Source organism: Alkalibacterium olivapovliticus (assembly GCF_003003275.1).
GTDB lineage: Bacteria > Bacillota > Bacilli > Lactobacillales > Carnobacteriaceae_A > Alkalibacterium > Alkalibacterium olivapovliticum.
Genome location: NZ_PVTO01000008.1, coordinates 88,694 through 112,723, shown reverse-complemented (window position 1 = coordinate 112,723; position 24,030 = coordinate 88,694). Strand labels below are relative to the sequence as shown.

General features: G+C 41.6%; 18 protein-coding genes. 17 read left to right on the top strand and 1 reads right to left on the bottom strand.

Translation table 11 applies throughout. From position 1 onward, the window contains the following. Positions 1 to 157 precede the first annotated feature (157 nt). From CLV38_RS05715 to CLV38_RS05705, 3 genes are all read left to right on the top strand, one after another. On the top strand, positions 158 to 1,336 hold the full coding sequence (locus tag CLV38_RS05715) for a class I SAM-dependent rRNA methyltransferase (RefSeq protein WP_106192670.1): 1,179 nt from the start codon (positions 158 to 160) through the stop codon (positions 1,334 to 1,336). 174 nt (positions 1,337 to 1,510) lie between these two features. Further along, the gene (locus CLV38_RS05710; protein ID WP_106192668.1) at positions 1,511 to 2,215 is read left to right on the top strand and encodes an ABC transporter ATP-binding protein; all 705 of its coding nucleotides are present in this window, start codon (positions 1,511 to 1,513) and stop codon (positions 2,213 to 2,215) included. Between the two features lie 30 nt (positions 2,216 to 2,245). Continuing rightward, positions 2,246 to 5,230 (top strand): ABC transporter permease, encoded by a 2,985-nt coding sequence (locus CLV38_RS05705; RefSeq protein ID WP_106192666.1) that lies wholly within the window; start codon positions 2,246 to 2,248, stop codon positions 5,228 to 5,230. A gap of 226 nt (positions 5,231 to 5,456) precedes the next feature. Here the strand turns inward: CLV38_RS05705 and CLV38_RS05700 are convergent, their stop codons facing one another. Beyond that, positions 5,457 to 6,425: a Gfo/Idh/MocA family protein gene (locus CLV38_RS05700; RefSeq protein WP_106192663.1), complete on the bottom strand. Its 969-nt coding sequence runs from the start codon at positions 6,423 to 6,425 to the stop codon at positions 5,457 to 5,459. 230 nt (positions 6,426 to 6,655) lie between these two features. Here CLV38_RS05700 and CLV38_RS05695 point away from each other — a divergent pair, with 230 nt between their 5' ends. From CLV38_RS05695 to CLV38_RS05630, 14 genes are all read left to right on the top strand, one after another. Next, complete coding sequence (locus CLV38_RS05695; RefSeq protein WP_170068825.1) at positions 6,656 to 7,255, top strand: glycoside hydrolase family 73 protein; 600 nt, start codon at positions 6,656 to 6,658, stop codon at positions 7,253 to 7,255. A 25-nt stretch (positions 7,256 to 7,280) separates the two neighbouring features. After that, positions 7,281 to 7,970, top strand: coding sequence for a beta/alpha barrel domain-containing protein (locus CLV38_RS05690; protein WP_106192658.1), 690 nt, complete (start codon positions 7,281 to 7,283; stop codon positions 7,968 to 7,970). A 25-nt stretch (positions 7,971 to 7,995) separates the two neighbouring features. Further along, entirely contained in the window at positions 7,996 to 10,071 is a 2,076-nt protein-coding gene (pbp4, locus tag CLV38_RS05685; RefSeq protein ID WP_106192655.1) for a penicillin-binding protein PBP4(5), read from the top strand. Between the two features lie 106 nt (positions 10,072 to 10,177). Beyond that, entirely contained in the window at positions 10,178 to 11,530 is a 1,353-nt protein-coding gene (locus CLV38_RS05680; protein WP_106192653.1) for a hemolysin family protein, read from the top strand. An 83-nt stretch (positions 11,531 to 11,613) separates the two neighbouring features. Further along, positions 11,614 to 12,201 (top strand): DUF2179 domain-containing protein, encoded by a 588-nt coding sequence (locus CLV38_RS05675; RefSeq protein WP_425427774.1) that lies wholly within the window; start codon positions 11,614 to 11,616, stop codon positions 12,199 to 12,201. Between the two features lie 19 nt (positions 12,202 to 12,220). Then, complete coding sequence (locus tag CLV38_RS05670) at positions 12,221 to 13,339, top strand: 5-(carboxyamino)imidazole ribonucleotide synthase (RefSeq protein ID WP_106192651.1); 1,119 nt, start codon at positions 12,221 to 12,223, stop codon at positions 13,337 to 13,339. Positions 13,340 to 13,350: 11 nt separating this feature from the next. Then, the gene (locus CLV38_RS05665) at positions 13,351 to 13,998 is read left to right on the top strand and encodes a GntR family transcriptional regulator (RefSeq protein WP_106192648.1); all 648 of its coding nucleotides are present in this window, start codon (positions 13,351 to 13,353) and stop codon (positions 13,996 to 13,998) included. A gap of 176 nt (positions 13,999 to 14,174) precedes the next feature. Then, positions 14,175 to 16,430 carry a DNA helicase PcrA gene (pcrA, locus tag CLV38_RS05660; RefSeq protein ID WP_425427773.1) on the top strand — a complete coding sequence of 752 codons (2,256 nt, stop codon included), beginning with the start codon at positions 14,175 to 14,177 and terminating at the stop codon, positions 16,428 to 16,430. Positions 16,431 to 16,448: 18 nt separating this feature from the next. Then, entirely contained in the window at positions 16,449 to 18,470 is a 2,022-nt protein-coding gene (gene ligA, locus CLV38_RS05655) for an NAD-dependent DNA ligase LigA (protein WP_106192643.1), read from the top strand. Positions 18,471 to 18,492: 22 nt separating this feature from the next. After that, on the top strand, positions 18,493 to 19,701 hold the full coding sequence (locus CLV38_RS05650) for a CamS family sex pheromone protein (protein WP_106192640.1): 1,209 nt from the start codon (positions 18,493 to 18,495) through the stop codon (positions 19,699 to 19,701). Between the two features lie 31 nt (positions 19,702 to 19,732). Continuing rightward, a complete protein-coding gene (gene gatC, locus CLV38_RS05645; protein WP_106192638.1) occupies positions 19,733 to 20,038 on the top strand; it encodes an Asp-tRNA(Asn)/Glu-tRNA(Gln) amidotransferase subunit GatC in 306 nt (101 codons plus the stop codon). After that, on the top strand, positions 20,035 to 21,504 hold the full coding sequence (gene gatA, locus CLV38_RS05640; RefSeq protein ID WP_425427775.1) for an Asp-tRNA(Asn)/Glu-tRNA(Gln) amidotransferase subunit GatA: 1,470 nt from the start codon (positions 20,035 to 20,037) through the stop codon (positions 21,502 to 21,504). The genes gatC and gatA overlap by 4 nt, the downstream gene beginning before the upstream one ends. A gap of 3 nt (positions 21,505 to 21,507) precedes the next feature. Continuing rightward, positions 21,508 to 22,941 carry an Asp-tRNA(Asn)/Glu-tRNA(Gln) amidotransferase subunit GatB gene (gatB, locus tag CLV38_RS05635; protein ID WP_106192633.1) on the top strand — a complete coding sequence of 478 codons (1,434 nt, stop codon included), beginning with the start codon at positions 21,508 to 21,510 and terminating at the stop codon, positions 22,939 to 22,941. A gap of 28 nt (positions 22,942 to 22,969) precedes the next feature. Next, a complete protein-coding gene (locus CLV38_RS05630; RefSeq protein ID WP_106192630.1) occupies positions 22,970 to 23,977 on the top strand; it encodes a diacylglycerol kinase in 1,008 nt (335 codons plus the stop codon). The last annotated feature ends 53 nt before the right edge of the window (positions 23,978 to 24,030 follow it).

The window sequence follows — 24,030 nt, the reverse complement described above, 5'->3', positions numbered from 1 at the left end:
GTGGCATGATAGACAGTTAATACTTAAAAATGTCTAAAAAAGCAGTGAGTTTAATAGAAATAGTTATCCACATTTAGAGGTATGAATAATTCAGGGTGAATTATGCTATAATGAAAATACCATCAAAAAATCGATTATAAATTTAAAGGGGTACTATATGATAACTTTACAAGTAAAAAAATTGGCAGCCGACCGCATTAGAAATGGCTATCCGGCTCTGGAAAGTTTCGACTTCAAAAACAAGCTGGACAATAACGAAGGCGATTTCGTCAGACTGACAGATACCAACAAAAGATTTGTTGGTTTAGGATACATTGGAGATGAAAAGAAAACGGTCGGATGGGTGCTCTCATTAGACGATTCTGACACACTGGATACTAACTTCTTTGATAGACAGTTTAGAGTAGCCAGACAAAAACGGTCAGCCTTCTACGCCGACACCAAAACAACAGCTTTCCGTTTCTTCAATGGAGAAGGCGATGGCATCGGTGGACTGACAGTCGATTATTACGAAGGGTATTACGTCTTTTCGTGGTACAGTGCAGGCATCTATCAGCATAGAGATATGATTTTACAGGCATTCAAAGTAGCTATTCCCGATTTCAAAGGGATATATGAAAAACTGCGTTACCCATCAGCTTCTGTAAAATCCAAGTTTGTTGAAGGGAAAAGAGCAGAAGAGCCGATGACCATTCTTGAAAATGGGATTCGTTACAATGTCTATCTGGATGAAGGCTGGATGACGGGGATTTTCCTTGATCAGCGTAACGTCAGAAATAAAATAATGGAAGAATGGGGTATGGGGCGTAAAGTACTCAATGCCTTCAGTTATACAGGTGCATTCTCAGTAGCAGCTGCTATGGGTGGTGCAGTCAAAACTGTAAACGTCGATGTGGCTAACAGAAGCAAAGAACGGACCCGTGAGCAGTTTGAGATCAATGGATTGAATCCTGACGATCATGAGATTCGTGTAATGGATGTTCTGGATTATCTGGATTATGCTAAGAAACATCAGCTGAAATTCGACTTGATTGTTTTAGATCCACCAACTTTTGCACGTGCCAAAAAACGCACGTTTAGTGTTGAAAAAGATTATACAGCTTTAGTAAAAGATGCGGTACAAGTCTTAGCTAAAGACGGTGTTATTATTACGTCAACTAATTCGTGGGCGCTTAGCAGAGACGAGTTTTACGATATGGTCAACGATGCATTCGAAGAACTGAATGTCGATGCCTACCTTATGAATGAACATGACTTGCCTGAAGATTTCGCTGTAAGCAGCGGTTACCCTGAAGGGCATTATCTGAAAATATTCGTATTACAGCGTACAAACTAAATAGTCGTCATCTAAACAGGTCATTGTCTGAGTATACTTTATTGTGTACTCAGACAATGCCTTTTTAGATAATATGATGTTTTTATGAAGATTTTAAGAGTATAGCTCTAGGTTTAGGGTCAATCTGACTTATTATGCTAAAATAGTTAAGTGAATAGAGAAAGGATGAAAAAAATGACTGCTTATATCAGTGTGAAAGATGAAGTGAAAAAATATAAATCGGGTGAAACGGTCGTGGTTGCAAACGACAAAATCACATTCGATATTGAACAAAATGAATTCGCAGTTATTGTAGGGCCAAGTGGGGCCGGCAAAACAACTGTTTTGAATATATTGGGTGGAATGGATGCAGCTGACGAAGGAGAAGTTATTATTGACGGGACTAACATTGTCGGTTTCGGCTCAAAAAAACTGACTGAGTACAGACGTAATGATGTCGGGTTTATATTCCAGAACTACAACTTGATTCCTAACTTGACGGCTAAAGAAAATGTTGAACTGGCAGCTGAAATTTCTCCAGATGCATTAGATGCAGAAGAGGTGCTGATCAGTGTGGGACTCGAACACCGTATGGATAATTTCCCAGCTCAGCTTTCTGGAGGAGAACAGCAGCGTGTGGCCATTGCCAGAGCGTTGGCAAAACAGCCCAAATTACTACTGTGTGATGAACCGACTGGTGCGCTGGATTACGAGACAGGCAAAAAAGTGCTGGATCTATTAAACAGATCAAAAGAAGAATATGGAGCAACGGTTGTTGTGATTACTCATAATAGAGCAATCGCGCCCATGGCAAACAGAGTGATCGATATCAACAATGCGAAGGTCAGAAAAGTGACCATCAATGAGCATCCTCAATCAGTAGAAAGCATTGAGTGGTAAGCCCATGCAGAAACGAATAGAGGTGTTTAAATGAAGTCTAAATCATTATGGAAAGATACGATAAGAGAAATCTGGCGAACGAAAACACGTTTTCTGTCTATTTTCGCGATTATTCTGTTAGGAGTGGCATTTTTTGCAGGTTTGAGTGCAACGGGTCCAGTCATGATCAACACGGCAGGAGAGTATTATTCAGATCAGAATTTGAGTGATCTCCATGTGTTCTCAACTATGGGACTTGAAGATGAAGACATTGAATTATTGAGTTCCCTGGAGCAGACCGTTCTTGACTATACATACAGCATGGATGTTGTGTTCCAGGAAACGGGTCTGTCCTCGAAAGTCATGGGCTTACCTGATCAGGACCTGGGAATCAATCAGCTTGTCATTGTCGAAGGCCGACTTCCTGAAGAGCCTGATGAAATCGCACTTGATAACGTTATGGATTACACTAGTGAATATCAAATAGGAGATACTGTTCAGATAGAAGAAGGAACACCCGATGAATTCGAAGACTCGTTTTCTCAGACTGCTTTTGAGGTAGTTGGATTCGTCAATCACCCCCAGTTTATTGAAAATGGAGACAGAGGGAACACTCAGGTGGGGACAGGCTCTCTTGCAGGGTTCTCAGTTGTCTTAGAAGAAGCGTTTGACATGGCTGTTTATACGGATGCCTATCTTTCGTTTGATAATGCACGTGACTATGATGTCTATTCTCCGGAATACGAGGGTGTGATCGAAGAAAAGACGGCTGAGGTCGAAGCCGTTTTAGCGGATAGGCCAGCTGAACGCTATGAAGAACTATATGAGGAAATCGAAGATGAAATAAACGAAGGATACGATGAAATTGAAGAAGCGAGACAGGAACTGGCTGATGCTGAAACCGAACTTGAAGAGGCTCGGATCGAGATCGATGAAGGCATGGAAGAGTATGAAGCCGGACTTGCTGAACTCCAGCAGGAAGAAGCAGATGCTCAAAGTGAAATAGACAGTCAGAGAAATCAGCTGTTGGCAGCTCAGTCAGAACTGGAAGACACTCGCAACCAGCTGGAAGCTGCACAAGTGGATGATCCTTCAACTTTGGCTGAAATCGATAGTCAGGAACAACAGATTCAGCAAGGACTGACGGAGCTTGAACAGGCAGAAACTGAATTGACTAATTCTATTCAGGAAGCGGAAGGTGAACTGGAAGCTGCCCGACTTGAATTGGAAGAAGCAGAATCAGAGTATGATGAGGGACTTGCTGAATTTGAAGAAGAACGGGAAACAGCTGATGAAGAGATCGAGGAAGCATTAGTCGATCTTGAAGAGGCTGAAGAAGCACTTGCTGATCTCGAGGAACCGGAATATTTTGTTCAGGACCGATCAGACCTGCAGGGATATTCAGAATTTGAAGAAAATGCAGAACGGATCAGTTCTATCGCGCAAATTTTCCCAGTGTTCTTCTTTCTACTGGCTGCGCTGATTTCACTGACCACTATGACCCGGATGGTCGATGAAGGCCGAAATCAAATGGGTACATTAAAAGCATTAGGGTACGGTAATTTTGCTATCGCAACCAAGTATTTTGTGTATGCCTTTATTGCTACAGTAACAGGTGGAACCATAGGACTGTTCCTGGGGTATTGGCTCTTCCCGAATGTGATTATTGACGCATACAGTTCGCTGTACAATCTCCCACCTGCTCAGACAGGGTTTTACTGGAGCTATGCGGTCATTTCCATCTTTGGAGCGTTACTGGCTACGGGGTTATCAACAGTTGTATCTGTTAGATTATCACTGAGAAGTAATTCAGCAGATCTGCTGAGACCCAAAGCACCCAAAAAAGGAAAACGGATTTTCCTGGAATATTTACCGTTTGTATGGAACAGATTTACGTTCACCCAAAAAGTGGCATCCAGGAACTTATTCAGATATAAACGACGCATGCTGATGACACTCTTTGGTGTAGCAGGAGGAACCGCGCTGCTCTTGACTGGTTACGGACTGTCAGATTCGATTGCCGATATAGGAGATATTCAGTTTGGAGAAATCAACTTGTATCAGGCTATTGTCTCGGAAAATACAGATGCATCAGATGCTCAAATAGATGAGTATAATGAGACTCTAGAGAGTATTGATGGATATGAAGGTGACCTATCAGTCATCCAGGAAAATGCGACAGCCGAAAGGGGAGAATCTTCTCAAGAAGTCAATCTGTTTATTCCAAGTGAGCCAGATCAGCTGAGTAATTTTATTGTGTTGAGAGACAGAGAAGACGAGTCGCGAAATCTGGAACTGCCAAATGAGGGAGCTGTCATTACGGATAAGCTGGCTGATCTTTTAGACAGCGATGTAGGGGATACTATAGTAGTAGAACCAACTGACTCTGCTTCATTTGAAGTGGAAATCACAGACATAGCAGAACAGTATGTGCAGCATTATATCTATTTGTCACCGGAAGCCTATGCCGGGCTGGTAGATGACGAAAATGATTTTAATACCAGATTACTAAGGTACGATACCGAACAGGTAGAGGATGATCAGCTTGGCCAAGCGCTTACCAGTGAAGATGCTGTCCAGGGAGTCGCTTTTGCAGGTTCAATACAAGAAACCTTTCAGGACTCAATGGATAGCCTGGATGTCGTGACATTGGTACTGATTGTGTCGGCAGCGTCATTAGCCTTCGTTGTCCTTTATAACCTGACAAATATCAACGTGTCAGAACGGATTAGAGAATTATCTACAATTAAAGTACTGGGATTTTACGATAATGAAGTAACCTTGTATGTTTACAGAGAAAATTTTGTGCTCACTGTACTTGGGATCCTGATAGGCTTTGTCTTGGGCGTCATTATGCACCGCTTTGTGCTGCAGACGGCAGAAATAGATATCATGCGCTTTTCGAGACAGATTTCGATGACCAGTTATCTGTATTCATTCCTGCTGATGTTCTTTTTCTCCAGTTTAGTCATGGTTGTTATGCACTTCAAACTGAAGAGAATCGATATGGTAGAAGCACTAAAAACTCAGGACTGATGGATTGATTGAGTGACAGACAGACTTGTCTGATCAATTATAATAACGAGCGGAGCTTTTAAATCTTTCACAGATTTAGGTTCCGTTCATTTTTTTGTCTTGATGTAGGATCAGAGATTTGCGAAAGAACAAACGGTTGAGCAAGAGATAGGCTAAGCATCTGAAAGTGAAGTGAGACACAAAACAAAAATGGAAGTCCCTTAAGAATCCCATTTCAATTTTCTATTTATTTAAACAGCCAGTTCATATTCCATTCATGTGCAGCCCAATCCATCAAGGCGTTGACGTCTCTCGTCAGACCAATATGAGTCAGATCAGTTCCAGTTAAAAGCGTTTCTGACAGATTGTTGATCTCATAGCTGAGTGCCTTATCATGCTCACCTGAGCGAATAATATCTGTCGTGCCGTCAGGATAAGTAACGACTGCGCTATCGGCTCTAGGGTAGTTCATTATGGTAATAAATGCATCTTCGCACACAATCACACCCTGCTTAGGCATTTTGGAACGAAAACTGATAGAAACAGTGCTTAGTTCATCATCCTGATTCAAGAATTGAAAACTGCTGCGCTCATCTACTCCACTCTCATGAAGTGAGACCAGGGTCTGCTTGTCTGTCGGTTGACTTGAAAGAAAATACCTCGTGAAAGACAAGGCATAAACGCCGATATCCAAAAGAGCGCCACCACCAAGTTCAGGATTGAAAAAGCGATTGTCTGGCTCATCAGGTTTAAGGCTGCCAAAAAGGGCATGCACCATTTTTAATTTGCCGAATTCATTTGCACGGATACGCTGTTTTATTTCTGCAAATAAGGGCATGTGATAGATGGTCATAGCTTCGGCAACGATGCAGTCTTGTTTTTCAGCAAAAGCGAGAACATCGTCTAATTCTTTTTTATTCATCGTAATCGCTTTTTCACAGAGAATATGTTTCCGTGCTTTTAAGAGCATCATCATATTATCCTTGTGATGACTATTCGGGGTGGCAAGATAGACAATATCTATTTCAGGATCATAAGCCAGTTCCTCATAACTTCCGTAAGCTTTCGGAATAGTATAGGTTTCAGAAAAATCGTAGGCCTTCTGTAGTGTACGGGAGCCTACAGCTACCAATTCAGCTTTATCTGATTGAAATGACTGAGCAAACTGATGAGCAATGTCACCAAGTCCGATCATTCCCCATTTGATTTTTTCCATGATTTCCCTACTTTCTTAATTCGTTTGATAATCATATTATAACAAAATTACTCTTGCATGAGGTGCAGGAATCTGATTGAGTCACTATCGAGTGAAAATAACTTGTGGTAAAATAGAAGAGAAAGTACGAATGAGAGGAAAGGACAGGTAGAGTGAGGATCCTCGCTTTGTATTGACAGAACTATTTAAATAAAGTAGAAGAACTGAACAGAAGTAAAGGAGGGACTACTTTGGCAAAGAAAAAAACGAAACACAAAGGAGTCAATCTATTAAGCAGTATACTTCTGATTTTTCTGGCATTTATCGGAACATTAGCCTTATTAGCTTCTTCAATCGAAAGAGGGGAGAGTCCTATTCCTTCCAGAACGTCTGGTTTAAATAGAGAAGAATTTATAGAAAATGTTGCATCATATGCAGTTCCTTTGCAGGAGACCCATGGGATAAAACCGAGTATAACCATTGCTCAGGCAATTGTTGAATCCAACTGGGGTGAAAGTGGGCTGGCCGTTAATGATCACAATTACTTCGGAATCAAAGGGGATTCAACCCAGCCATCCTATGCTACTTTAGAGTATGAAGATGAATGGGTCGAAATCCAGGCTTCATTCAGAAGTTATGCGTCGTTAGAAGAATCAGTCAAAGACTATGCAGAACTGATAGCTGGCGGAACAAACTGGAATCCAGATTTGTATAAGCCGGTGGTTGAAGCGGCGGACTACAAAGAAGCTGCACATGCACTAAAAGCGTCAGGTTATGCAACAGATCCAAATTACCCTATTAAGTTAATCGAAATCGTTGAACTTTACGACCTTGACCAGTACGATAATTAATCTTAAGAATGAAGAGGTAAATACTATGACCAATAAAAAATACCCACACGTGCGCACGCATTTGTTTAAAGACTATATCGCTGTACCTGAAGTGATCAGAAAATCAAGTGGGATTCTGATAAACGGGAAACGATTCAAAGCACTTATGTTTACAACTGATATCGCACTGATTATGAATAATGATGCGGATGCTATAATGGCTGTTTATCCATTCACACCTCATCCAGCGATTATTGAAGCGATTACTGCAGTGTCCACTATCCCGATCTTTGCAGGAATCGCAGGTGGAACAACTCAGGGAATCAGATCTGCCAATATGGCTTTGTTTGCTGAGTCTCATGGATGCAAAGCAGTGGTGATCAACGCTCCGACTCCAACTGAAACGATTGAGAAGATAAATGAAGTGATCGATATCCCTATTATTCTGACAGTTGTATCAGAATATACGGATATAGAAGAAAAGCTTCAAGCCGGGGTGGATATACTGAACATATCCGGCGCAAACAAAACGAGTAAGATAGTCAGAAAAATGCGGAAAAAATATCCTGATCTGCCTATTATAGCAACTGGTGGTCCGACGAATGAAAGTATACTGGAAGCTATTGAAGCTGGAGCGAATGCAATAACCTATACACCTCCTTCAAATGGAGAGTTATTCAGTCGCAAGATGATGGACTATAGAGAACGGGAGAAAGATCGATTTGAAGAAGATTAATCATTAAATCAAAGGAGTTGCTGAAGTGAAATCAACTAGAGGTGCAAGGACCGGTGGAAAATCAAAAAAATGGATCATCATCAGTTTAGTTGCTGTACTGTTAATGGCTGCTGCGATCGGTGGGTGGTTCTTCTACTCAAACTGGAGAGAAGAACAACGTGCCATCCAGAGGCAGGAAGATGTTGTGGCAACAGTAGAAGGGTACTTGTCTACACTAGCAGACGGAGATTTTGACAGTTTTGTGTCCTATCTTTCAGCTGAGTCTTTAGCTGATTACGACTATACGGAAACGGAATTAGCCGAACGGTACGAAACAGTGTTCCAGGGCATCGGAGCGAACACTATGTCTGTACAGGACTACACTGTCCAGCTTGATGAAGAAACGGATCAGTATTCGGTCCAGTACGTAATGACAATGGAGACTGTACTTGGGCCATTATCTGATCTTCAGTTTGAAACACGTGTGCTGGAGACTGAAGAGGATAGAGAGATCGAGTGGGCACCTTCCCTTATTCTTCCGGAGATGGAAGAAGGAGACAGTGTCCGCTTGTCCTTCACGGAACCGGACAGAGGATCAATATATGATCGTCATGGCAATATGCTCGCGGGTGAGGGAGATGCCTTTCAAGCGGGACTTTATCCTGTCATGATAGGTGATGGAGATGAACGAAGTGAAAACCTGGCAGCTATCAGTGACATATTTGATGTTTCTGTGGAACGACTGGAAAGCTTACTGGATCAAAGCTGGGTAACGGAAGAGAGTCTTGTTCCATTTGCGACTGTCAGCGATGGGGAAACACCTGAGGTAACGGGTGTGCGTTACCAGCGTACCAGTGACCGCTTATATCCTTTAGATGAAGCTGCGGCGCATCTCGTAGGGTACATTGGAGAAGTGACTGCAGAAGATATTGAACGTAACCCGACCCTTGCATCCGGTCAGATCGTGGGGAAAACAGGTCTTGAATCAGTATTTGATTCTCAACTGAGAGGGCATACTGGCGGTCAAATCACCATAGTGGATGCCGAGGATGAAGTAAAAGCCGTTATAGTGGAAAATGAAAAGGAAAATGGGCAGTCTGTCAGGTTGACGATTGACAGTGAAGTCCAACAGCTTCTATATGATTCATTCGAAGAAGAACCGGGCTCCGGTGCGGTCATGCATCCTGTCACAGGTGAAATCATAGCGTTGGTCAGTGCACCTTCATACAGTCCCCAGTCTTTTGCACGAGGGATTTCAACAGAAGATTATTCGGCCTATATGGATGACGAAAACACACCGTTTGTCAATCGCTATACAAGTCGTTATGCACCGGGCTCGACATTTAAAATTCTGTCTTCGCTTATGCTGCTCGAAGAAGGGGAGGTGACCCCTGAAGAAACCAATGAGATAGTAGGACTGCAATGGTCGCCTGAAACAGACGCTTTTGGGAATCATCAGATCACCAGGGTAAATGACAGTGTAAGTGAAGTTGATTTAGAAACTGCATTGATATACTCTGACAATATATACTTTGCGATGGAAGCACTAGAAATGGGACAGGAAGCCTATACTGAAGCAATGGATCGTCTGCCTTTCGGTCAGGACTTCGAGCTTCCATTCGACATGCAGCCTGCTCAGTATGCAAATGATAATACGATTGACCGTGACACGCTGCTTGCTGATACGGCTTATGGTCAGGGTCAGGTGCTAATGAACAGTATCCACCAGCTGGTATTTTATTCTCCAGCTGTCAACAGTGGTCAACTGACGTTACCTTCGCTGCTGCTTGAAGACAGTCAAGAAAACACTGATCAGTTATTCAGCGAAGAAACAGCTGACATCGTCAAGAACAATCTGATCAGCAGTGTTACTGATTCTAATGGAACGTCAACTAATCTTCAGTCATTAAGTTATGCCGTAGGCGCTAAAACAGGGACTGCTGAAATTTCCGGAGAAGAAGGAAATGACACTAACGGGTTTTTATATGTCTTTGATGCAGATGACTTGTCATACTCCTTCATAGGCTTTCTTGAAGGACAGCGAAGCGGGGATGTTATCGAGAGATTTGAACCGTTCCTAGAACAATTGAAACCACTGGTATCAGATTATGCGTCGAATTAAACAGCTGAAGAGCGTGCCTTTCAAAATAAACATTGTATAGGGTAAAGTAATATGATATAGTGACCTTGTTTTTTACAACGTACGTTAAACATAAAAGGAGATAGTTATGAACAGTGACCCCGTGAGTATACAGCCCTTTATTGGGCCGATTTTAATGGTAATTAGTTTGATTATTATACATGCTGTTTTTGCAGCGGCAGAAATAGCCATGGTATCGATGAATCCTTCTAAAATGATGGAACAGTCCATTGAAGGAAATAAGAAAGCAAAGCGTGTATTACAGCTGCTGGATCGATCAGATATTTTTTTAACATCAATTCAAGTCGGATTGACGTTGACAGCTTTGCTGATAAGTGGTTTTTCAGTTTATATTTTTTCAATGTTCTTTTCTATAATAGAATTACCTTTAATTATGAATCAAGGGATTACTCTAATTATCAGTTCTATCGCAGCAACGTTGATTCTGCTGCTTTTAGGAGATAAATTACCAAAAGCTATAGCCGCTCAAGAGCCTAATAATACAGCTATGGCATTATCAGGTACTGTGAACATACTCAGATTGTTTACTGCTCCTTTAGTATGGCTATTAGATATTGGACTTAGAGGATTAAAACGACTCATACCCATAGAGTTTAATGCAAATGAAGAATCGATTACACGTGATGAATTTCGCTCGTTCCTTGAACACAGTCATCAGCATGAAGTAATCGATATGGACGAATTTTCAATGCTCAAAGGCGTGCTCTCTCTGGATAATAAGATTGCCAGAGAAGTCATGGTTCCGAGAACCGATGCCTTTATGCTGGATTATGATGATCCAAATGAGGAAAACATTCAGGAAATGCTGGAAACACCTCATTCAAGAGTACCTCTGTATTTTGAAGACAAGGATAATATTTTAGGCATAGTGCATGTTAAGAATCTACTGAAAGCTTCTAAGCATAAACCTTTATACTCAATCGATTTGAAAGAAATAAGTAATGAGCCATTATTTGTTCCTGAAACGATTTATATCGATGACCTGATTTTTCAAATGAAACGAACACAAAATCAGATGGCGATACTGAACGATGAATATGGTGGAGTAGTAGGGATTGTAACGCTAGAAGACTTATTGGAAGAAATAGTTGGAGAAATCGATGACGAATATGATGAGTCAAACAATTTAATTGAAGAAATCGACGATATTCATTATAGTGCAGATGGAGCCACTCCACTCGACTATTTCAATGAATTTTTTGATACCAATATAGATTCTGAAGATGTTGATACTATAGCCGGTTACTTCATAACGGAGTATGGAAGTATTCCGAGTGAAGAAGAAGCGGCCTATATTGAAGTTCAGCTTTTGCGACTGACCGTCAGCAAAATGGAAGGGTCTCGAATCAGCAGTTTGTATGTAGAGAAATTAGAATTAAAAAATGAAGAAACAGAATTGAATGGAATGGAAGAAGAGTAACTAAGGGGACTAACCTGTACTCTTATTGTTGGCTGAGGCAGATTAGTTGCCTCAGCCATTATTCTTAACATGCAGAAAAGGTAGTGAATTTAGCAGTGGATATAAATTGGGGTATACCCATCGCAATTTTTGTCATCAACGTGGTGTACGTGACACTCAACACCATCAGAATGATGCTGACAATGAAAGGGTACCAAACGGTCGCGCCCTTTGTGGCGATGGTAGAAGTTGCCATATATGTTGTGGGTCTAGGACTTGTTCTGGATAATCTGGACAATGTCATAAACGTAGTTATTTACGCAGTGGGATTCGGTGTAGGCATCTATGCCGGAATGAAAATTGAAGATAAATTGGCATTAGGTCATATCCTAGTCACAACGATCATGCCCGAGAACGGGTGGGAAATAGCCGAGGAGATTCGGGGTAATGGATTTGGTGTAACAATATCACAGGCATATGGTAGGGAAGGAAACCGGTTTGTACTGGAAATTTTGACACCAAGATCTAACGAACGAAGTCTTTATAAGCTCATTCACCAGATAGAACCACGGGCCTTTATTATTTCGTATGAACCTAAATACATTAACGGTGGATTTTGGACTAAACGAATGAAGACAAACAAAAGACAAGTAAGAGATAATCCACAAGAAAGTCCTTTTAGTGAAGAGTAAATTATTGGAGTGAAGAGATATGACTAATTGGATTCAGCCAGGGCATACCATTGGTATTATAGGCGGAGGTAGTGTAGCCCGATTACTGGCTATTTCAGCGAAGAAATTAGGATATGCTGTAGGAGTGATTGATCCTGAGCGAAATTGTCCTGCAGCAACAGTAGTTGACTGGCAGATAACTGAAGAAGTTAATGATTCAAAAGTTTTAATGGACTTCGCAATGAAATGTGATGTCATACTATATGAATCTGAGACTGTGCACCATGATGTGATTAAAAAGCTGCAACGGACAGTTCCGGTCCCGCAGGGAGAAGAAATATTGACGGTCTCACAAGACAGAGTCCTTCAGAAAGCATTTCTTGAATCTGTGCGTGTCAATATTGCACCTTACGCGACGATTGTCTCTATAAGTGATATTGAAGAAGCTATTCAGGGAATTGGTTTTCCTTGCGTTCTGAAAACAAACACCACAAACGAACGGGTCAAAGATCATCTTGTGCTGCACGAAGAAGCAGATATTCAGAAGGCTAAAAGACTGTTGAGTCATGGGACATGTGTACTTGAAGCATGGATTCCGTCTGACAAAGAGCTGTGCGTAGGAATATTAAAAGATAAGGCAGGAAAAATTGTGACTTATCCTGTCAATGAAATGAGATTTAAAGAGAACCGATTAAACCAGTCTATCGTACCTGCACGAATAAGCGAGGACATGAAACTGGAAGTCGAGCGAATCGGCACTGCTATTACCGAAGCGTTAAATTTTGTCGGTGTGATAGCTGTAGAGCTGTTCAGCACTGAAAGTGGGGCACTCTACGTCAATGAAATCATTGCCCATCCGCATCGTTCTAATCACTACACAAGTGACTTTCCTGATCTGTCACAATATGATACGCACATTAAAGCTGTAACAGGCTGGCCACTGACTGTGAAGCATCAGTTGCCACATACACTAATTACACAGATACTGGGCAGTAAGCATGAACAGTCAGCCTTTACTCAAGCTCAGATGAACCCTGACTGGACATTTAGATTTTTTGAAAACCTCGCGAGTGGATCAGCAAGAGAAATAGGATATGTTACGCTTAAGACCGACGATGTAAGTGAAGCGATTCGTTCATTAAACGAAATCTTTGAATAGAAGGATTGCCTATGGGACGCAGACGGAAAGTAGAAGACAAAGCCTATGATTATATAAAACGTCAGATAACGACTGATAGTTGGCTTGAAGGCAGGCAGATCAAGGAAATGGATATTTCTGTTGCATTGGAAATCAGTCGCACACCTATCAGGAATGCTTTTTTAAGATTGGAAAAAGAAGGGCTAGTTGTGATTGCACCAAACAAAGGCGTATTTGTTGCAGGGCCTCCGATTGATCTAAAAGGTGTCAAGGAGAGACTCTACTATCTTGAGGTGCTGCTTCATCATGTTCTCTATACGCTTGAGTTATCTGAAACAACAATCAGAAATCAAGATTACGCTGACAGTGTTGAATTGATGGAAAAGAACCTGACTAGCCCGTCTGTTCGGTTTGAACAGCATGAAAAGCAGTTCTGGCAGACTATTTTAAGTCATCATGATAATAAATATATGAACGAGTCTATCCTCAATACTCTGACGTCACTTGTGTCAACAAATGACTATGCAGGTGAAATCTTTAGAAACAGCAGATCAGTTAAGCTTGATCATTATAAAAACCTCACCAGTCTGATCGGTAGAGAGGATTACATTTATGCGAGAAGAGAAATTCGGATATTACTCAACCAGTTACTGATCAATCTGATCCAGGGCATGGAGTGACAACTGTATAATAATAGAAGAACCCCTCTATATGGTAAAGGCTACCTTTAGAGGGGTTCTTTTATGCGTTGGAAATGGGCGAACACTTAATGACGAATGTGTAAACTATACAATACAGTTGTGGTAAGAGCCCCTTATTTTCTGTATAATAAGACAATGTATGAAGACTTGAAAGGATGAATAAAGTGGTACTGCGAGACGATATATTAACGGGGATGAACCCGAAGCAAAAAGAGGCAGTAAAGCACACTGACGGCCCTTTATTGATTATGGCCGGAGCAGGATCTGGTAAAACAAGAGTCTTGACACATCGAATCTCTTATCTGATTCAGGAAAAAGGAGTCAATCCCTGGAATATTCTGGCAATCACCTTCACTAATAAGGCTGCTTCAGAAATGAAAAACAGAGTGACTAAGCTTTCACAGGATGGTGGAAGTGATGTCTGGGTATCGACATTCCACTCGATGTGTGTGCGTATCTTGAGAAGAGAGATTGACCGAATCGGATACAGCTCGTCTTTCACGATAGCCGATCCCTCAGAACAGCTGACATTAATGAAAAAAATACTAAAACGACTGAATATAGATCCTAAAAAGTATAATCCGAGAGCTATCATCTCAGAAATCAGTAACGCTAAAAATAAACTGCAGGATGCTTCAGAGTACAGTAAGGAGACTCACGACTTTTTTGGAAAAATCGTGGCAGACTGTTACACTCACTACCAGAGAGAACTGAGGCAGGCAGAAACAGTTGATTTTGACGATCTGATCATGCTGACTGTTAAACTGTTTGAAGACCACAAAGATGTACTTGAATATTATCAGAGTAAATTTCAGTATATTCATGTTGATGAGTATCAGGATACAAATCATGCGCAATATAAACTGGTCAAAATGATGGCAGACCGTCTGCGTAATATTTGCGTAGTCGGTGATGCGGATCAGAGTATCTATGGCTGGCGTGGAGCAGATATGGAAAATATCATGAATTTTGAAAAAGATTACCCAGATGCCCGTGTTGTTTTTCTAGAGCAGAACTACCGCTCAACTCAGACAATACTTAAAGCAGCTAATGATGTTATCTCACATAATCTTAACCGTAAAGACAAAAGTCTGTGGACAGACAATCATAGTGGTGAAAAAATCACATATTATAGAGCAGGAAATGAGCATGAAGAGTCACGGTTTGTCGTACAGCAGATTCAGAAAGAATTAGAAAATGACTCCAAAAAGCAGTACGGAGACTTTGCAGTGCTGTATCGAACCAATGCTCAGTCACGTGTGATGGAAGAAACGCTGATCAAGACTAACATTCCGTATAAAATGGTTGGTGGACATAAGTTCTATGACCGTAAAGAAATTAAAGATACGCTGGCTTATTTGACACTGATTGCAAATCCTAAAGACAACTTGAGTTTTGCGCGGATCGTCAATGAACCCAAACGAGGAATCGGAGCAAGTACTGTTGATAAACTGGCAGCAGCTGCTGAAGAAATGGGCTGGAGTCTTTACGAAGCTGCACTGAATGCCTCAAGTATGAATTTATCTGCGCGTGCTGCAAAAAAAGTTGAAGGATTCGCACTGATGATTCAGGATTTCCGTAAAATGGCCGAATTTTTACCTATTACCGAATTAACTGAAGAAATTCTAGACAAATCTGATTATCTTCCTACGTTAAAAAAAGAACGCACGTTGGAATCTGAAACACGAATTGAGAATATCCAGGAACTACTGACGGTTACAAACCAGTATGATGAATCAGCGCAGGAAGATAAGAGTCTGATCGACTTCCTCACTGATTTGTCGCTTATATCAGACATTGACAGACTAGAAGAAGAACCGACAAGTGAATTGACTCTGATGACACTGCATGCAGCTAAAGGTCTGGAGTTCCCGATCGTCTTTCTGATTGGGATGGAAGAAGGGTTATTTCCGCTATCAAGAGCTGAAATGGACGAAGATGAAATGGAAGAGGAACGGCGATTGGCATATGTCGGAATCACGCGAGCTGAAGAAAAACTGTTCCTGACAAATGCATCGACCCGAACATTATATGGACGCGTCCAGTCTAATAGAATCTCACGTTTTTTAGATGAAATAGATGAAGAAGCAGTTCAGAGAGAAGAGTCAAACTCTATCAGACCGTTTTCAAACGGAATGTACAAAGGATTCGGAAGCAGTGTCAATGATCCGTTTTCCAAAACGGCTAAAAAAGAAAGAGCCCCTAAGATTACTGCTCACCCCACCGGAAACAGTGGAGCTGAGAAGCTGGACTGGACTGTTGGCGAAAAGGTTCAGCATAAAGTCTGGGGTATTGGAACGGTTGTAAAAATAAGCGGGACTGGAGACGATCTTCAGCTGGATATTGCTTTCCCAGGAATTGGAATCAAGCCATTACTGGCTAGTTTTGCCCCGATCAATAAAATCATTTAGAGAAAGAAGGGACTTCACATGGCGTCTTTTGAGATGTCTTTTGACGAGGCTAAAGAGCGTGTTGAAGAGCTTGTCAGTCTGCTGGACCAGTACAGTCATGAATACTACGTGTTAGATCAACCGTCTATTCCTGATGAAGACTACGACAAACTGTACAAAGAATTATCAGAGTTAGAGGAACTGTATCCAACATTGATTCAGAATAATTCACCTACGCAAAGAGTGGGCGGTGCATTGCTGGAAGGATTTGAAAAAGTCCCGCATGACAGCCCGATGTTGAGTCTGGATAATGCATTTTCAGAGGAGGAACTGATTGCTTTTGACCATCGTGTCTCTCAATTAGTGTCCGGACCTTATACCTATCACTGTGAACTTAAAATAGATGGATTGGCTGTTTCTCTTAAATACGAAGAAGGCAGACTGGTTCAGGCTGTTACTAGAGGTGACGGGACGGTTGGAGAAAATGTAACGGCCAATGTCAGGACCATCAAATCCATACCACTTAAACTAAAAGAACTGCTGACGCTTGAAGCCAGAGGCGAAATATATATGCCTAAGTCTTCTTTTATAAAATTAAATGAGAAGAGAGAAGAGCAGGGAGAAGCTGTATTTGCCAATCCGCGTAATGCAGCCGCAGGAACCCTTAGAAATCTCGACCCTCAAGTCACGGCTTCTAGAAATTTGAATGTATTTCTGTATTCTTTAAACGCTAGCTCGAAAATCTCGGTATCTACTCAGGATGAAGCTTTAAACCTGCTGGATAAAGTAGGATTAAGAACAAATCCTGAAAGACAAGTGTTTTCGTCAATCAGCGATGTGCTGGCTTTTGTGGAAGAGTACCAAGAGAAGCGTGCAACACTCCCGTACGAAATCGACGGTATAGTGATAAAAGTAAATGAGCTGGATAATCAGCAGAAAGCCGGATTTACGGTTAAGGCACCTAGATGGGCAATCGCCTTCAAGTTCCCGGCTGAGGAAGCTAAGACGGTCATAAGAGACATAGAATGGTCTGTTGGACGGACTGGCGTGGTCACACCTACAGCTATAATGGATCCAGTTCAATTAGCTGGGACAACTGTTCAGAGAGCAAGTCTGCACAATGTTGATCTGATGATCGAAAAAGACATTCGACTGGGAGATACGGCTGTAGTCAGAAAAGCAGGCGATATCATTCCTGAAGTCATCAAAATTGACGAAGATTTACGTGATCAAAATAGTCAGCCTTATGCATTTCCGACACATTGTCCGGCTTGTGACAGTGAACTGATGCACCTGGAAGAAGAGGTTGCTCTTCGCTGTATGAACCCTAAGTGCAGTGCACAGGCTAAAGAACGATTGAGTCATTTTGTCTCGCGGAATGCGATGAATATTGATGGCTTAGGTGAAAAAGTAGTCAGTCAATTATACGAACGCGACCTGGTAAACGACGTTGCTGATTTATATTATTTAGAAAAAGAAGCAGTACTGGAACTGGATAAAATAGCAGAAAAATCGGCCACCAAAATGTTGAGCGCTATCGAGGACTCGAAAACGAATTCTCTTGAACGACTGCTTTTCGGATTGGGAATCAGGCATGTGGGATCAAAAGCCGCACGACTGCTTGCTGAAGAATTTGAAACTATGGATCAGATTAAATCAGCGTCTCTGGAATCTATCGTTGAGATTGAAGGAATAGGCGATAAAATTGCAGACAGTATCCATTCGTTCTTTAAACTGGAAGAAGCGGAAGAACTATTGAACAAACTGGAAAAGGCTAATGTCAATATGGTCTATAAAGGCAAAAAGAAAGAAGAGCGACTTGAAATGGATTCGTTCTTCAGTGGAAAGACTGTCGTGATCACAGGTAAATTAAATCAGTTCACCCGTAATGAACTAAAAGACAAACTCATTAGCTTAGGCGCAAAAGTGACAGGCAGTGTTTCAAAGAATACAGACTATTTGATAGCTGGAGAAGAAGCGGGTAGTAAACGTGTGAAGGCACAGGAATTAGATGTTACAATAATCGATGAAGCAAAAGTAATAGAGGAGATTGAAGAATGAAAAGAAATGAGAGTGGCAGCGAGTGAGAAAGAATAAGCTATACAGCCTACTGTTGACCAGTGCTTTGTTTCTCTCAGCATGTGGTTTTTTCCCGGATCCAGTCGATCCTGATCAGCCTGCTCAAGAGGACTTGGATCAGGTGGAAGAAGGCCAGGAAAATGACGAGACTGAAGATGAAACGTCTATTGTAGAAGTACAGATCGACTCAGGGTACTACCGTCCTGTCATTAATGAGGATGGAACCTATGCACCCAGTCAGTCTAGAGGGATCACTAAAAATCTTAATTCCAATATAAATATTAAAACCTTTGAAAATGACTTGATGCGTCTGTCCCAAAGATATTTCCCGACAGATACCCATTTTTTTCAGGAAGGTCAGTATATTCCATCTGACTTAGTGACCAGCTGGTTAAGACGTCAGGAACCTGAAAATGACGAGCAATCTGAGGATTCTGAAGAAACAGAAGAAACAGTTGATCGGGGTCTTAACCCTGAGGCGACAGGCAGTACTGATCCAAATGAACGTAATCCGAATTACTTGAGTTCGATTCTTGAACACAATTTTTATGTTCAGACAGAAGATGGACTTGAATTATCCGGAGTGAGTATCGGTCTTGCTTTGAATTCTGTAGACTATTACCCTGAATACCAGTTTGGTCCAACGCTCGAGCAGGAAATTCCAACAGATGAACTGCTACAGGAAGGCAAGAGAATGAGTGATGAGATTATCTCTCAAATGAGAGAAATCAGCGGACTCGAAGACGTTCCAATCATGGTGGCCTTGTTTGAACAGTCGAGACAAGATAACCTGGCAGCGGGTACTTATATTGCTGAAGGGATCAGCGAGAATGGTAATACATCGATATCTAACTGGACGTCTGTCAACGAAAACCGTATTGTCTTTCCTTTGGAAAATATGCAGAGCGCTGAGGGTAATAATTTTGCCAACTTCCGGTCTGAAGTAGAGGGATTCTTTCCTAACGTAAGCGGGATCACGGGTGTGGCTCATTATGTTGAAGAGCAGCTTGTTCATTTACAGATCGACATTATGACCCAATTCTATGGAAAAGGTGAAATTATCGCCTTTACACAATTCATTAATGAAGCAGCGACGAATTTTCTTCCTGCAGATGTACCGGTTGAAATCAGACTTGAATCCTTGAATGGCATGGAGTCATTCCTTTACAGAGACAGCGGTGAAGAGGACTATGAAGTCTATATCTTTAATTAAAAACAAGTGCGCATAAGAAAGGAAGAATAAGATGGCGATTAACGAAGAAACAGTCAAGCAAGTAGCAAAATTAGCTAAACTGGAGATAAAAGAAGAGGATATTCAAACGTTTACAACAGAAATGGATTCAATTATCGACATGGTAGAGCAGCTTGAAGAGCTGGATACCGAAGGGGTAGAAGGAACCTATCATGGTATTTCTCACCATAATGTATGGCGTGAAGATAAGGCTGAAGAAGGTACAGATAAAGAAGCACTATTTAAAAATGTCAAAACACGCAAAGACGGATATATTGAAGTCCCTGCAATGTTTGATAATGGAGGGAGCGAAGCCTGATGAATTTTCTTGATTATACTTTAGAAGAACTGCACGAGAAATTAGTAAACAAAGAAGTGACGGCTGTTGATCTAGTTGAAGCGTCATATAAGCGCATTGAAGAAACAGATGAATCAGTCGGTGCTTTCCTTGGTCTGAATAAAGAAGATGCACTAAAAGCAGCCAGGGAAACAGATGAAAAAGGAATCGATCCGGACAATATTTTGAGTGGGCTTCCTATTGGAATAAAAGACAACATCTTAACTAAAGATGTTGTTACAACCGCTGCTTCTAAAATGCTGGAAGACTTTGTACCTGTTTATGATGCAACGGTTGTTGAAAAACTAAAAGCAGTTGGGATGATAACGATTGGCAAACTGAACATGGATGAGTTTGCCATGGGAGGATCCACTGAGAACTCTGCTTATAAATTGACTCGAAATCCATGGGATCTGAATAAAGTACCTGGAGGATCATCTGGTGGTTCTGCTGCGGCAGTTGCTGCAGGACAAGTTCCGGTTTCACTAGGGTCTGATACTGGTGGATCTGTACGTGAACCAGCAGCTTTCACTGGCTTGGTAGGTGTTAAACCTACATATGGTCGAGTATCCCGTTATGGACTGATTGCGTTTGGTTCAAGTTTGGATCAGATCGGGCCTTTTACACGTACAGTTAAAGATAACGCATTAGTATTAAACGCGATCAGCGGTTATGATTCAAAAGATTCAACGTCTTACCACGGTGAGACAACTGACTTTACTGAAGGCATTGATAAAGGCGTAAAAGGCTTACGCATCGGTGTTCCAAAAGAGTATTATAATGAAGATGCGAAAGAAGACGGCGTCATCAAAGCTGTGCGTGAAGCACTGGACTTGTATGAAAAGATGGGTGCAGAAATTGTTGAAGTGAGCCTTCCGCATTCAAAATATGGGATACCCGCTTACTACATTATTGCCTCTTCTGAAGCCTCAAGTAATCTTCAGCGTTTTGACGGGATTCGTTACGGCTATCGTTCTGAAAACGTTGAATCACTGGAAGATATTTATGTTAAATCCCGATCAGAAGGATTTGGACTGGAAGTTAAACGACGTATTATGCTGGGCACATTCTCATTGAGTTCAGGTTTTTATGATGCTCACTTCAAGAAAGCGGCACAGGCACGTACACTAATTAGAAATGATTTTGACAAAGTATTTAAAGAAGTCGACGTTCTGGTCGCGCCGACGACAACGACAACTGCTTTTGATATTGGTGGCAAGATCGACGACCCACTGGCGATGTATATGTCAGATATTTTAACGGTTCCTGTGAACCTGGCTGGTGTACCTTCATTATCCGTTCCGTGTGGTTTCTCAAACGATATGCCGGTTGGCATGCAGATTATTGGAAAGCATTTCGATGAACAGATGATGTACCGTGTAGCTTATGCATTTGAAAAAGAAACGGATCATCTGTCGAGAAAACCATCACTTAAGGGAGGGGCATAAGACATGAATTTGGAAACCGTTATAGGATTAGAAGTACACGTTGAGTTGAAGACTGATTCAAAAATGTTTTCACCATCTCCGGCTCACTTTGGTGCCGAACCGAACACGAATACCAATGTAATCGATTGGGGACACCCTGGTGTCTTACCAGTCGTCAACAAACGGGCCATTGAATTTGGAATGAAAGCTGCATTGGCTTTGAACTGTAAAATCGCGACTCATACTAAATTCGACCGTAAAAACTATTTTTACCCGGACAACCCGAAAGCTTATCAGATTTCTCAATTCGATCAGCCGATTGGATATGATGGATGGATAGATATCGAAGTCAACGGGGAAGCAAAGAGAATCCGTATTGAACGTGTGCATTTAGAAGAAGATGCCGGTAAAAATATGCATGGAGAAGATGGCGCTTCTTATGTCGATTTAAACCGTCAGGGAACACCTCTTATTGAAATCGTATCTGAAGCAGATATGCGTTCACCAGAAGAAGCGCACGCTTATCTGGAAACTATTAAGCAGCTTATACAGTTCACCAAGGTATCAGATGTGAAAATGCAGGAAGGATCAATGCGTTGTGATGCCAATATCTCTCTTCGTCCATTCGGGCAGGAAGAATTTGGAACAAAAGCTGAAATCAAGAATCTGAATTCATTCTCCTATGTTAAAAAAGGTCTGGAATACGAAATCAACCGTCAGGAAAAAGTGTTGAATGCCGGTGGGGAACTACAGCAGGAAACAAGACGATATGATGAGACTACCGGTGGAACACTTCTTATGCGTACGAAGGAAGGCTCAAGTGACTACCGTTACTTCCCTGAACCAGATATTCCTAATCTGGAAATCAGTGAAGAATGGATTAGTAAAGTAAGAGCGTCTCTTCCTGAAATGCCTAAAGAACGTCAGGCTCGTTATGTTAAAGAATATGGCATTCCAGAATATGATGCGGTTGTTTTAACCGCTACAGTTGAAATGTCCGACTTTTTCCAGGAAACAGTCGAATACGGCGCCGATCCTAAACAGGCATCAAACTGGCTGATGGGTGAAGTATCAGCTTACGTGAATAGTGAACAAGTCGAGCTTTCTGAGACAGCTTTAACACCTAAATCATTAGCTGAGATGATCAATCTGATTGCTGACGGCACGATATCTTCTAAAATTGCAAAAAAAGTCTTTAAAGAGCTGGTCACTAAGGGCAGCGATGACGTTAAAGTATTTGTTGAAGAAAAAGGACTGGTTCAATTAAGTGATCCATCCAAACTTCTGCCATTGATAACGGACACGCTAGATAAAAATGAACAGTCGATCGAAGATTATAAAAACGGAAAAGACCGCGCACTAGGATTCCTTGTCGGTCAAGTAATGAAACAGACTAGAGGTCAGGCTAATCCGGGAATAGTTAATAAACTGTTAAAAGAAGAGCTTGATAAAAGATAAGTATAACTAAAGGAGAGGGGGCGAGTACATGAGACAAAGAGCTAGGATAATCTATAACCCGACTTCTGGAAGAGAAACACTCAAAAGAGCCATCCCGGATATTTTAAATGTCTACGAAAGAGCTGGTTACGAAACAAGTGCATTCTGTACAACGCCCTCTCCCTTAAGCGCTCAGCTGGAAGCAGACCGCTGTACACTTGACGGCTTTGACTTGATTGTAGCAGCAGGTGGAGATGGAACAATAAATGAAGTCGTAAATGGGATTGCACCACATCAACACAGACCTAAACTGGCCATCATCCCGGCAGGAACCACCAACGATTTTGCGCGCGCTTTAAAAATTCCGCGGAACGATTTTGTCCGGGCATCAGAACTGATTCATGCTCATCAATCTGTCAAAATGGATATCGGTAAAATGAAAACTGCATTCAATGAACGCTACTTTATGAATATAGGAGCGGCAGGCTTTCTAACAGAAGTAACGTATGATGTGCCTGCCAATATGAAATCGATCTTTGGTTCATTAGCTTATTTTGTTAAGGGGGCAGAGTTATTACCGCAAATTGGAAAAGTCCCTGTCAAAGTGACCTATGACGGTGGCGTTTATGAAGGCAATGCCTCTTTGATATTTGTCGCTTTAACAAATTCAGTTGGAGGTTTCGAGAATATTGCGCCGGACAAAATGCTTGGAGACGGAAAATTCACACTGATCATCGTGAAGACAACTAATATTGCAGAAATTCTGAGATTGTTGACGCTGATTATAAATGACGGAAAACACGTCAATCATTCCAAAATCATTTACACTAAAACATCAAATGTAGTGGCAGAAACGCTCAATGATAAGCAGCTGATGATTAACATAGATGGAGAGTATGGCGGAGATGCTCCGGCAGAATTCATCATGCATCAGCAGCACATGGATATCGTAGCTGATCTGAATCGTATGCATCTGGCCATTGACAGCCGTGATGCTGTAACAGTTGAAAAAGAAAGTGAATTTATTCAGGGCGTTTCTCAATTAGAGGACGACTGATTCGAAAGTCAGCGCACAGTATTTGTCTGTGCGCTTTCTTAATAGGCAGTGTA

Bases quoted from the DNA above. Each gene is read 5' to 3' on its own strand.
- CLV38_RS05715 (WP_106192670.1), top strand. From the start codon at position 158: ATGATAACTTTACAAGTAAAAAAATTGGCAGCCGACCGCATTAGAAAT.
- CLV38_RS05710 (WP_106192668.1), top strand. From the start codon at position 1,511: ATGACTGCTTATATCAGTGTGAAAGATGAAGTGAAAAAATATAAATCG.
- CLV38_RS05705 (WP_106192666.1), top strand. From the start codon at position 2,246: ATGAAGTCTAAATCATTATGGAAAGATACGATAAGAGAAATCTGGCGA.
- CLV38_RS05700 (WP_106192663.1), bottom strand. From the start codon at position 6,425: ATGGAAAAAATCAAATGGGGAATGATCGGACTTGGTGACATTGCTCAT.
- CLV38_RS05690 (WP_106192658.1), top strand. From the start codon at position 7,281: ATGACCAATAAAAAATACCCACACGTGCGCACGCATTTGTTTAAAGAC.
- CLV38_RS05680 (WP_106192653.1), top strand. From the start codon at position 10,178: ATGAACAGTGACCCCGTGAGTATACAGCCCTTTATTGGGCCGATTTTA.
- CLV38_RS05670 (WP_106192651.1), top strand. From the start codon at position 12,221: ATGACTAATTGGATTCAGCCAGGGCATACCATTGGTATTATAGGCGGA.
- CLV38_RS05665 (WP_106192648.1), top strand. From the start codon at position 13,351: ATGGGACGCAGACGGAAAGTAGAAGACAAAGCCTATGATTATATAAAA.
- pcrA (WP_425427773.1), top strand. From the start codon at position 14,175: ATGAATAAAGTGGTACTGCGAGACGATATATTAACGGGGATGAACCCG.
- ligA (WP_106192643.1), top strand. From the start codon at position 16,449: ATGGCGTCTTTTGAGATGTCTTTTGACGAGGCTAAAGAGCGTGTTGAA.
- gatC (WP_106192638.1), top strand. From the start codon at position 19,733: ATGGCGATTAACGAAGAAACAGTCAAGCAAGTAGCAAAATTAGCTAAA.
- gatB (WP_106192633.1), top strand. From the start codon at position 21,508: ATGAATTTGGAAACCGTTATAGGATTAGAAGTACACGTTGAGTTGAAG.
- CLV38_RS05630 (WP_106192630.1), top strand. From the start codon at position 22,970: ATGAGACAAAGAGCTAGGATAATCTATAACCCGACTTCTGGAAGAGAA.